The following is a 10066-nucleotide window of genomic DNA, read 5'->3' on the forward strand; positions in this document are numbered from 1 at the left end:
CGGGAACCAGTCCTCGCGCAGACGCTCCCCGGCCTTCATCCCGTGCCCCGGAAACGGCGGCGAGGTCGGGCCGGGCCGCTCGACATAGCGCGCATCCTCGCCCACCAGCCGCAACGAGAACGCCCGCCGCCGGTTCGCCGTGGTGTTCCCCCGCGCGCCGTGCAGGGTGCGGAAGTTGAAGGCGACCGCGTCGCCGGGCTCCATCTGCCACTCCCGGATATCCATCCCCTCGGCCTCGGGGTCCGGGACGGCCATGTAGTCGTCGTCGCCCGGATAGAAGTTCGTCTCGGACATCCAGCGCGTCGGCAGCACGTCCTTCTTCCACAGATGCGACCCCGCCACGCAGCGCAGCGCCGCCTCCCTCACCGGGTCGAGCGGCGACCAGAAGCTGACCGTCTGCCGCCCCTCGACGAAGTAGTAGGGCCCGTCGGTGTGCCAGGGGGTCGGCTTTGTCGTCCCCGGCTCCTTCACCAGCACATGATCGTGGAACATCTGCACCCGATCCGACCGCATCAGCCGCGCCGCCACCTCCGCGACCCCGGACTGGCGGATCACCGCGCCGAATTCCGGCACCTTCTGCCAGTTGCAGTAGTCGTCGAAGAAATACCCCGGCTCGCCCGGCTTCAGCGTCGCCATCTGGTGCGTCGGGTTCGCCATGTTCCGTGCCACGCCCGCGCGCAGCATCTCCACCCAGTCGGCCCAGAGCCCCTTGACCAGCACCACCCCGTCGCGCTGGTAGGCCTCGACCATCTGGTCCGTGATTTCGACTGTCATTTCCTGGGTCTCCCGTTTTCGCTTTCGCAGGGAATGCCCGGCAATTACCATTAAGGCAAATCATACCTTTCTATGAAAGGCATAATCCGGTGTTATCGCTTACCCTGCGCCAGGTCGAATTCGCCCTTGCCGTCGCCCGCCACAGCGGGATGAGCGCCGCTGCCCAGGCCCTGCATGTCAGCCAGCCCGCGCTGTCGGTGGCGATCGGCCAGCTTGAAGCGCGACTTGGCGAGGCGCTGTTCCTGCGCCGTCCCGGCGGGCGGTTGCAGCCCAGCCCCTTCGGCCGCCGCTGGCTGATCGAAGCGGAAACGGGCCTTGCCCAGATGCAGCGACTGGCGGATCCGACAGCGCTCAGATCCTATCCCCTGCGTCTGGCGGTGTTTCAGGATATCGCGGCCTCCTGCCTGGCGCCGCTCCTGGCGATGGCGGCAACCAAGGCGCCGACGCTGCGGCTCGACACCCGGCCGATGGGGTTCGAAACCCTCTTGTCCGCGCTGCGGGACGGGACGGTCGACCTGGCGCTGACCTGGGATCTGGGGCTTGAGACCGACATAGACCGCAGGCTTGTCACCCGAATCCCGCCGCATGCGGTGCTGGCCGAGGCGCATCCGCTGGCTGCCCGGCCCGCCCTGTCCCTGCGCGATCTGGTCGATGAACCGCTGATCCTGACCGACCAGGGCCTGTCTGTCGGCCATATGCGGGGTCTCTTCTCTTCTGCCGGGCTTGCGCCCCGGATCGCGCACCGCACCGCAAACCTTGACCTGATGCGCAGCTTTGCCGCCAACGGCTTCGGGGTCGGCCTGTCCTATACCAACCCCGCGCCGCGCCAGTCGCAAGACGGCAAGCCGCTGGTCACCCGGCCCCTGCTCGACGCCGGAACCGAGGCTCTGGTGCTGGCGCGCCTGGCAACCGCGACGATCCCCCCGGCGGAGGATGTGCTTGTCGGGCTTCTGCCAGAAATCCTGGCGACATGTGGCTTCTCCGGCAACCCGGTTCCGGCCTGACCTCCGGCCTCACGGCAGGACCAGCATCGTCGCCCCAAGCCGCTTCAGCACCGCCCCGGTCCCCAGCTTGAACCGGGCGAGCCCCGGCGCCCGCTCGCTGTCCACCGAGCCGAGGTCCAGCCAGCGCACGCCTTCCGCCCACAAGGCCTCGACCGCCCGGGCCAGCATCAGCTGATGCACCCCTGCCCCACGCGCCTCCCCCGACCCCCAGCCCAGGTGATAGCTGGCCGACGCGCCATGCACGACGAAGCACATCGCGGCCTGCAGCGTCCCGCCCTGCCGCCACTCCCACAGCCGCAGCGCCTGACCCGGCAAGGCCCGCGTGAAGCCCACCGGCAGCGCGCGATACCGCCGCTCTGCCCGCTGCGCCGCCTCAGCTGCGATCAGCGCCGCCAACGTTGCCGCATCGCCCTGCCGGACCCGCACCCCCGCCCGCTCCGCCTGCCGCAGATGCCCCCGCCAGTTCCGCGCCATCCCCGCGCACAAGTCCGGCCCCAGCGCCCAGATCGCATGGTGCATCGGCGTGACCAGCGGCACCAGCCCGAAGCCCGCGATCCCTGCCTCCGGCGTCGCCAACGTCACCCCCGGCCAGCGCGCCAACCGCCGCAGCCCCGCCCGGTCCAGACCCGCCACCCGCGAGACCAGCCGGACCCGCCCCCGCTCCACCGCCAGCACGCCGCCTTCCAGCCAGCGCACCCGCGCACCGCAGCCCGCGACCGCCGCCGCATAGACGGCACTTTGCTGCAGGGGCAGAATCCCCCCGGTTTCGCCTGCATCGAACATGGCCGCGATTAACGCCGCAGAAACCTTTCCATGCCGTTAATCGGGGCCATGAAACCCGTCTCGCTGCGCAAATCCCCGGCCCAGTCCCCCCGGTTCACCCTCTGGGTGCCGCTCGCCCTCGCCGCGGCGCTCAGCCTCCTCTGGCTCGGCCTTCTTGCGGTGATCGCGCTAAGGCTTTGACGCCTCCCCGACCGGGGGCTATGGTCCCACGCGTCCTGACCGCGTTGAAGTGCCGCCCACCGATGAACCTCAAGGAACTTGCCCAGAAACTCGGCCTGTCGCCGACCACGGTGTCGCGCGCGCTGAACGGCTACCCCGAGGTCAACGAGGCCACCCGCACCCGTGTCATGGCGGCGGCCAAGGAACACAACTACCACCCGAACGCCCGCGCGATCCGGCTCGCCACCGGGCGCGCGATGGCCGTGGGCCATGTCATCCCGATCGCAACAAGGCATGAGATCGTGAACCCGGTCTTCGCCGATTTCATCGCCGGTGCAGGGGAAACCTACAGCCGCAACGATTACGACATGCTTCTTTCCGTCGTCCCGGACGAGGAAGAGGAACAGACCTACCGCGCGATGAAGGTGAAGGGGAACGTCGACGGCGTCATCGTCCATTCCCCGCGCGAGAACGATCCCCGCATTCCCCTGCTCCTCGAAATCGGCCTGCCCTTCGTCGTGCACGGCCGCGCCACCGGGACCACAGTGCCCTATTCCTGGCTCGACGTGAACAACCGCCGCGCCTTCCTGCGGGCGACGGAATACCTTCTTGACCTCGGCCATGCCCGCATCGCGCTGGTGAACGGCCTCGAATACATGGATTTCGCCATCCGCCGCCGCCGCGGCTATGTCGAGGCGCTGGACGCCCGCGGCCTGCCCCCCGACCCTGCGCTCATGTCATCCGACGAGATGTCCGAGGTCGCAGGCTTCCGCGCCGCCGAACGGATGCTGCGCCTGCCACATCCCCCGACCGCCTTCCTCGCCGCCTCGATGATCTCCGGCATGGGCATCCGCCGCGCCGTCGAAGGGGCGGGGCTGGTGCTGGGCCGCGACATCTCGCTGATCGTCTTCGACGACGATCTCTCCTACATGAAGAACGGCGAGGAGAAGCCGATCTTCACCGCCATGCGCTCTTCGGTGCGCGAGGCCGGGCGGCAGGTAGCCGAACTGTTGCTCGACCGGATCGCCAACCCCGACCAGCCGCCCGCCGAACAACTGCTGGAAGCGGAACTGGTCGAGGGAACCTCCACCGGACCGGCCCCGAAACCCAGACCCGAAGCGCTTTGACCCTCTGGCGTGTGGCGCGGTTTCCCCGTATCACCAACTGATCCCCGAAGCGACGGACCCGGCCCATGACCCTAGCGATCCTAGCCGACATCGGCGGCACCAACACCCGCGTCGCGCTGGCCGAAGGCACCCGCGTCAGGATCGACTCGATCCGCCGCTTCCCGAACGCCGAATACCAGACGCGCGGCCAGGACATCGCCCAGGTCCTGCGCGACTATCTTGACCAGACCGGGGCCACAGTCTCCGGCGTCTGCGTCGCTGCTGCCGGCCCGGTGCAGGACGGCATCGCGACCATGACCAACCTCGACTGGGTGATGGACGGGGCGAAGCTTTCCGCCGCGACCGGCGCGCGCAAGGTGGCGATCCTGAACGACCTGCAGGCCCAGGGCCAGGCGCTTGGCCATATCCCCGAGGCCAATCTTCGGACCGTGATCTCCGGCCCGGTCAAGGCAGGGGCCACGATGCTGGTGGTCGGGCTTGGCACCGGCGTCAATGCGGCCCCCGTTCACCCTGCCCCGAAGGGCCGCGTCGTGCCGCCCTCGGAATGCGGCCATGTCAACATGCCGGTGCGGACCGAGGAGGACTTCCAGCTCGCCCGCTTCGTCGAGGCCCGGCTGAAATCCGAAGGCGAGGTGCCCCATGCCGGGGTCGAGGAGGTGCTGGCCGGGCGCGGCCTTGCCAACCTGCACGCCTTCGCCGCCTATGCCGCAGGCCACCCGGCCAGCCTGACCTCTGCCGAGGTGCTGGCGGCGCTGGACGCGGGCGACGCGACCGCCGCCCATGCCGCACGGCTCTACGTCCATATCCTTGGCCAGATGCTCGCCGACCTGGCGCTGATCCACCTGCCCTACGGCGGGATCTACCTGATCGGCGGCATGTCCCGCGCGATGACGCCGCATTTCGCGCGCTTCGGATTGCAGACCGCCTTCCGCGAAGACCGCCGCGTCGACCTCTTGCGCAAGGATTTCGCCATTTCGGTCGTCGAGGACGATTATGCAGCCCTTACCGGCTGCGCTGTCTACCTGAACAACGCGCCATAAGCCATTGATCAGACGGCAAGACGCTCCTTGATGAACTGCAGCGCCACGCCCAGCCCGTCCGGTGCGATGCCGTGTCCGGTGCCCTTCATCACATGGCCATAGGTCGGGAACCCGGCCGCGACCAGCGCATCGCCCGCCTTCGCCATGTCGGAAAACGGCACGACAGGGTCCTGGTCGCCGTGGATCAGCAGCACCGGCGGCTTTACGCGCGCCTCGACCGCCAGCGCGTCGGGGCGCAAGAGCCGACCGGAAATCGCAACGATTCCCGCCACTTCCTTGTCACGGCGCGGGGCGACATGCAGGCTCATCATCGCGCCTTGGCTGAAGCCCAGCAGCACCAGCCGATCCGCCGTCAGCCCCTCCTCCACCAGCCGGGCGTCAAGGAACCCGTTCAGGTCTTCCGCCGCCGCAGCCAGGCCCTCTGCAGCCGCTGCCTCGCTCGACCCGTCGATCCAGGGAATCGGAAACCACTGCCGGCCGAACCCGCCACCCCGACAGGGCTCCGGCGCATCCGGAGCAAGGAAGGCCGCCCCCGGCAAATGCGGCTCCAGCACGTCGGCCAGCCCCAGAAGATCGGCCCCGTCGGCGCCATAGCCGTGCAGGAAGACGACCAGCGCCCCGGCCTTGCCCCTCTCTGCCCCTTTCCGCCCGAACCGCAATTCCCGCATCAGATGACCCCTTCCCGATCCTTCGCGACCCGGTAGTAGGCCCAAAGAATCCGCGCCGCAACCGACCGCCAGGGCGACCAGGCCTCGGCCATCTGGCGCAGCGCCTTGTCCGAGGGCCGCGCCTCCAGCCCGAACAGCATCCGCGCCGCCTCCTGCAAGGCAAGGTCGCCCGGCGCGAAGACATCCGCCCGGCCCAGGGCGAACATCGCGTAGATCTCCGCCGTCCAGACCCCGATCCCCGGCACCGCGACCAGGGTCTTGACCACATCCGCATCAGGAACACCGCGCAAGGCGTTGAAATCAATGCCAGCCTGCGCCAAGGCCCGCCCATAGCGCGCCTTCTGCCGCGACAGCCCCGCCGCCCGCAGGTCCTCGTCCGAGGCCGCCGCCATCACTGCCGCCTCGGTCAGCCCCAACCCCTCCAGCCGCCCCCAGATCGCCCGCGCCGAGGCGACAGAAACCTGCTGCCCCACGATCGCGCGCAGAAGTGCGGCAAACCCGTCCGCCTCGCGCCTGAGCGGCAGGTCACCGACCAGCGGCAAGGCCCGCGCAAAGGCAGGCTCCCGCCCGGCCAGCCATTCCGCGCCCTCGGCCACGCAGTCCAGCGATGTGATGATCCGCCCTACCATGTTTCATCTTTGCCCAAGTATCCCCGCCGGAGGCAACCCACCTTTCCGCTTGCCCCTCCGCTTGGGCAGTTCTACCGATAGCCCATGACCAGCGACTCCACCGCCCGCCGCAACGTTCTCGTCCTTGTCGCCGCCCAGGCCATCCTCGGCGCGCAACTGCCGATGATCTTCACCATCGCCGGGCTCGCAGGCTCCAGCCTCGCCCCGAACATCTGCTGGGCGACGCTCCCGGTGACGATGATGGTCGTCGGCTCCATGCTGACCGCCACCCCGATCTCGGCGCTGATGCAGCGCTACGGGCGCCGCGCCGGGTTCTTCTTCGGCGCCGCCGGGGGCGCCGTCGGGGCCGCCATCGGCGCCTGGGGCCTCGCGACCGGCAGTTTCCTTCTGTTCAACATCGGCGCGGTCTGTTCCGGCATCTACATGTCCGCGAACGGGTTTTACCGCTTTGCCGCCGTGGATACCGCGTCCGAGGCGTTCCGCCCCAAGGCGATCAGCTGGGTCATGGCGGGGGGCCTGCTCTCTGCCGTGGTCGGCCCGCAGATGGTGAAATTCACCGCCGACGCAATGGCTGTCACCTTCCTCGGCTCCTATCTGGCCGTGATCGTGCTGAACCTTGTCGGCTCGTTCCTGTTCTTTGCGCTCGACATTCCGAAGCCGAAACCCCCGGTTGCCGGGGCGCCGGTCGGGCGCAGCCGGGGCGAACTGCTTCGCACGCCCACCATCCTCGTCGCGATGATCTGCGCCACGGTATCCTATGCGCTGATGAACCTCGTGATGACCTCCTCCCCGCTCGCCGTGGTCGGCTGCGGCTTCGACAAGGGCAATGCGGCGGATATCGTGACCGCGCATGTCCTCGCGATGTATGTGCCGTCCTTCTTCACCGGCCACCTGATCGCCCGCTTCGGGACCGAGCGGATCATCGCCCTCGGCCTCGTGATCCTTGCCCTGGCCGGGGCTGTGGCGATGGCCGGGGTGCAGTTGGAGAACTTCTTCGCCGCGCTGATGCTCCTCGGCCTCGGCTGGAACTTCGGCTTCATCGGCGCAACCACGATGCTGACCTCGGCGCAACGCCCCGAGGAGCGCGGTCGGCTGCAGGGCCTGAACGACCTGGTGGTCTTCGGCGGCGTGACCCTGGCTTCCTTCTCCTCCGGCGGGCTGATGAACTGCTCCGGCGGATCGGTCGAGGCTGGCTGGCAGATGGTCAACCTCGCCATGCTGCCCTTCCTGGTGCTTGCCGGCGGCGCGCTGATCTGGCTCTGGCTCCGCCCCGAGGCGCGTCGGATCTGACGGGCCGCTCGTCGTCGCATGTCATGCGCTCATCGCGGACGACGAGAAGACGAAGTCGCACGAGGAGCTTGCCCTACCAGCGCCCCGTGATGGCCTGCCACAACAGTCCCCAGCGCTTCCGCGCCTCGGACAATTCGGATGAGGATCGCCCCGCAACCACCTGACGCAAAATCGCTTCCGCCTGCCAGCCCGCCAGCAGGGCCGGGGCCACATCCTTCGGAACGGCTTTCCTTGCGGCCCGCGCTTCGGCCAGCTTCTCCAGCCCCTTCCGCGCAAGCTCCGTCGCCTCCATCCCCTCCGGCAGCGGCTGGCGTCCCCGCGCCTGAAGCTCCGGGGCCGCCCGCAGATAGCCCGCCGCCGCCGCCGCCCAGCCATAGGCGCGCACCGCGGCCTCCGCCCCGTCCGGCGCACCAAGCGCCCGGGCCGCCAGCCACATCAGCCCTGCGCCGGTGTCCTCCAGATAGGCGTCCAGCGCCGATGCACCGGCATGCGGGTCGCGATGGATGTCCCAGCGCCGCGCCGCGATCAGCCGATCCAGCACCGCGACCGGCAGGCCGAAGTCCCGGATCAGATCATGCAGCGGCCCCGCCACCTCATGCGCCCTGGCCGCCCCGGAAGCCGCATTCTCTACCATGTCCCGCCACCATTGCAGGCGCATCTCGGCGATCAGCGGCTCCTGCGTCACCCAGGGCGCGCGCGCGACCTCAAGGTTGAAGGCGTAAAGCGGAAAAAGCTGTGCGCGGGCCTCCACCGGGGCGGCCATCACCGCACGGAAGCGGTCGGGGTCGCCCCGTTCCACCAGCGCCGCGCAGGCCTCGACGGTCACACCGGAACCCCGAAATCGCGGATCAGCTTCCACTGGATCGCGTCCAGCAGCGCCTCGAACGAGGCGTCGATGATGTTGGCGCTGACGCCCACCGTCGACCAGTGGTTGCCCTGCCCGTCCTCGCTGTCGATGATGACCCGCGTCACCGCCTCGGTCCCGCCATTGGTGATGCGGACCTTGAAGTCGACCAGCTTCATGTCGTCGATGCAGGCCTGGTAGGGCCCGAGATCCTTGGCCAGCGCCTTCGACAGCGCGTTCACCGGCCCGCGGTCGCTGCCGGTCTCGTCCATGCTGTCCGAGACCGACATCATCTTCTCGTCGCCGATCTTGACCACCACCACCGCCTCGGAAAGCGAGATCATCCGGTCGTACTTGTTCTTCCGCCGCTCCACCGTCACCCGGTAGCGCTTGACCTCGAAGAACTCCGGGCAGAGGCCCAGCTCGCGCCGCGCGACCAGCTCGAAACTGGCCTGCGCACCGTCATAGGCATAGCCCTGGTCCTCACGGGCCTTGATGACCTCGATGATCCGGCCGAGGCGGGCATCCTTCGGGTCCGCCTCGATCCCCGCCGCCGCCAGCCGGGCGCGCAGGTTCGACAGGCCCGCCTGGTTCGACATCGGAATGATGCGTTCATTGCCAACCACTACGGGGTCGATGTGTTCGTAGGTCGTCGGGTCCTTCAGGATCGCGCTGGCGTGGAGGCCCGCCTTGTGGGCGAAGGCCGAGGCGCCGACGTAGGGCGCGCTGCGCAGGGGGACCCGGTTCAGGATGTCGTCCAGCATGCGGCTGGTCTTGAGAAGCCCCGCCAGCGCCTCGCGGCTGACCCCGGTCTCGAACCGGCTGGCATAGGGGTCCTTGAGGAGCAGCGTCGGGATCAGCGTCGTCAGGTTCGCATTGCCGCAGCGCTCGCCGAGGCCGTTCAGCGTGCCCTGGATCTGCCGGGCCCCCGCCTCGACCGCGGCCAGCGAATTCGCCACCGCGTTGCCGGTGTCGTCGTGGCAGTGGATGCCGAGCCGGTCGCCGGGGATACCGGCAGCGATGACTTCCGCCGTCACCCGGCCCACTTCGGCGGGCAGCGTGCCGCCGTTGGTGTCGCAGAGGACCACCCAGCGGGCGCCGGCCTCGAGGGCGGCCTTCAGGCAGGAGAGGGCGTAGCCGGGGTTGGCGCGGTAGCCGTCGAAGAAATGTTCCGCATCGAAGAGCGCCTCGCGGCCCCTGGCGACGAGGTGGCGGATGGAACTGGCGATGGCCTCGCGGTTTTCCTCCAGCGTGACGCCGAGGGCGGTGGTGACGTGGAAATCATGGGTCTTGCCGACCAGGCAGACGGCGGGGGTTCCGGCATTCAGGACCGCCGCCAGAACGTCGTCATTCTCGGCGGACCGTCCGACGCGGCGGGTCATGCCGAAGGCGGTGAGGGTGGCTTTTGTGGCCGGGGGGGCGGCGAAGAAGTCACTGTCGGTCGGGTTGGCGCCGGGCCAGCCGCCCTCGATGTAGTCGACCCCGAGGGCGTCGAGGGCAGTCGCGATCTGGGCCTTCTCAGGCGTGGAGAACTGGACTCCTTGCGTCTGCTGGCCGTCGCGGAGGGTGGTGTCGAAGAGAAAGAGGCGGTCGCGGGTCATGGGTATGTCCACGGTGGACAGATTTTCGAGGCGAGTGATTTCAATGGGTTGCGGGCGCGGGTTAGGGTGGTGTTAAGGTTTGCCGAGACCCCGCCCCGGACTTGATCCGGGGCCTCGGGGGTCACGCAGAGGCCCCGGATCAAGTCC

At 68.9% G+C, this 10066-nt stretch carries 11 protein-coding genes; 5 read left to right on the forward strand and 6 right to left on the reverse strand.

The features are described 5' to 3' along the window. Positions 1-774 (reverse strand): phytanoyl-CoA dioxygenase family protein (locus tag ACE3P6_RS15385; protein WP_374396681.1); only part of this gene is annotated, 774 nt, incomplete at its 3' end. A gap of 89 nt (positions 775-863) precedes the next feature. Here ACE3P6_RS15385 and ACE3P6_RS15390 point away from each other — a divergent pair. Continuing rightward, positions 864-1778 (forward strand): LysR family transcriptional regulator, encoded by a 915-nt coding sequence (locus ACE3P6_RS15390; protein WP_374396684.1) that lies wholly within the window; start codon positions 864-866, stop codon positions 1776-1778. Between the two features lie 9 nt (positions 1779-1787). Here ACE3P6_RS15390 and ACE3P6_RS15395 read toward each other — a convergent pair whose 3' ends face one another. Next, positions 1788-2561: a GNAT family N-acetyltransferase gene (locus ACE3P6_RS15395; RefSeq protein WP_374396686.1), complete on the reverse strand. Its 774-nt coding sequence runs from the start codon at positions 2559-2561 to the stop codon at positions 1788-1790. A gap of 48 nt (positions 2562-2609) precedes the next feature. Between ACE3P6_RS15395 and ACE3P6_RS15400 the strand changes: the two genes are divergently transcribed. The 3 genes from ACE3P6_RS15400 to ACE3P6_RS15410 all read left to right on the forward strand — a co-directional run bounded on the left by ACE3P6_RS15400 (position 2610) and on the right by ACE3P6_RS15410 (position 4887). Beyond that, the gene (locus ACE3P6_RS15400) at positions 2610-2741 is read left to right on the forward strand and encodes a hypothetical protein (RefSeq protein WP_374396688.1); all 132 of its coding nucleotides are present in this window, start codon (positions 2610-2612) and stop codon (positions 2739-2741) included. Between the two features lie 20 nt (positions 2742-2761). Continuing rightward, positions 2762-3847 (forward strand): LacI family DNA-binding transcriptional regulator, encoded by a 1086-nt coding sequence (locus ACE3P6_RS15405; RefSeq protein WP_374396690.1) that lies wholly within the window; start codon positions 2762-2764, stop codon positions 3845-3847. Between the two features lie 65 nt (positions 3848-3912). Next, positions 3913-4887, forward strand: coding sequence for an ROK family protein (locus ACE3P6_RS15410; RefSeq protein ID WP_374396692.1), 975 nt, complete (start codon positions 3913-3915; stop codon positions 4885-4887). Between the two features lie 8 nt (positions 4888-4895). On the opposite strand, the gene ACE3P6_RS15415 is transcribed toward ACE3P6_RS15410, so the two are convergent. Together ACE3P6_RS15415 and ACE3P6_RS15420 are read right to left on the reverse strand one after the other, a co-directional pair. After that, positions 4896-5558 carry an alpha/beta hydrolase gene (locus tag ACE3P6_RS15415; RefSeq protein WP_374396702.1) on the reverse strand — a complete coding sequence of 221 codons (663 nt, stop codon included), beginning with the start codon at positions 5556-5558 and terminating at the stop codon, positions 4896-4898. Continuing rightward, the gene (locus tag ACE3P6_RS15420) at positions 5555-6184 is read right to left on the reverse strand and encodes a DNA-3-methyladenine glycosylase (protein WP_374396694.1); all 630 of its coding nucleotides are present in this window, start codon (positions 6182-6184) and stop codon (positions 5555-5557) included. Before ACE3P6_RS15420 ends, ACE3P6_RS15415 begins: the two co-directional genes overlap by 4 nt. A gap of 84 nt (positions 6185-6268) precedes the next feature. Here ACE3P6_RS15420 and ACE3P6_RS15425 point away from each other — a divergent pair, with 84 nt between their 5' ends. Further along, positions 6269-7474: an MFS transporter gene (locus ACE3P6_RS15425; RefSeq protein WP_374396696.1), complete on the forward strand. Its 1206-nt coding sequence runs from the start codon at positions 6269-6271 to the stop codon at positions 7472-7474. Positions 7475-7547: 73 nt separating this feature from the next. Here ACE3P6_RS15425 and ACE3P6_RS15430 read toward each other — a convergent pair whose 3' ends face one another. Further along, positions 7548-8300, reverse strand: coding sequence for a squalene/phytoene synthase family protein (locus tag ACE3P6_RS15430; RefSeq protein ID WP_374396698.1), 753 nt, complete (start codon positions 8298-8300; stop codon positions 7548-7550). After that, the gene (gene cimA / locus ACE3P6_RS15435) at positions 8297-9919 is read right to left on the reverse strand and encodes a citramalate synthase (RefSeq protein ID WP_374396700.1); all 1623 of its coding nucleotides are present in this window, start codon (positions 9917-9919) and stop codon (positions 8297-8299) included. Before cimA ends, ACE3P6_RS15430 begins: the two co-directional genes overlap by 4 nt. Between the last annotated feature and the right edge of the window lie 147 nt (positions 9920-10066).

The organism is Tabrizicola sp., assembly GCF_041911175.1.
Classification (GTDB): Bacteria; Pseudomonadota; Alphaproteobacteria; order Rhodobacterales; family Rhodobacteraceae; genus Tabrizicola.

Coding starts and splice junctions, on each gene's coding strand:
- ACE3P6_RS15395 (WP_374396686.1), bottom strand. CDS start 2,561: ATGTTCGATGCAGGCGAAACCGGGGGGATTCTGCCCCTGCAGCAAAGT.
- ACE3P6_RS15400 (WP_374396688.1), top strand. CDS start 2,610: ATGAAACCCGTCTCGCTGCGCAAATCCCCGGCCCAGTCCCCCCGGTTC.
- ACE3P6_RS15405 (WP_374396690.1), top strand. CDS start 2,762: ATGGTCCCACGCGTCCTGACCGCGTTGAAGTGCCGCCCACCGATGAAC.
- ACE3P6_RS15410 (WP_374396692.1), top strand. CDS start 3,913: ATGACCCTAGCGATCCTAGCCGACATCGGCGGCACCAACACCCGCGTC.
- ACE3P6_RS15420 (WP_374396694.1), bottom strand. CDS start 6,184: ATGGTAGGGCGGATCATCACATCGCTGGACTGCGTGGCCGAGGGCGCG.
- ACE3P6_RS15425 (WP_374396696.1), top strand. CDS start 6,269: ATGACCAGCGACTCCACCGCCCGCCGCAACGTTCTCGTCCTTGTCGCC.
- cimA (WP_374396700.1), bottom strand. CDS start 9,919: ATGACCCGCGACCGCCTCTTTCTCTTCGACACCACCCTCCGCGACGGC.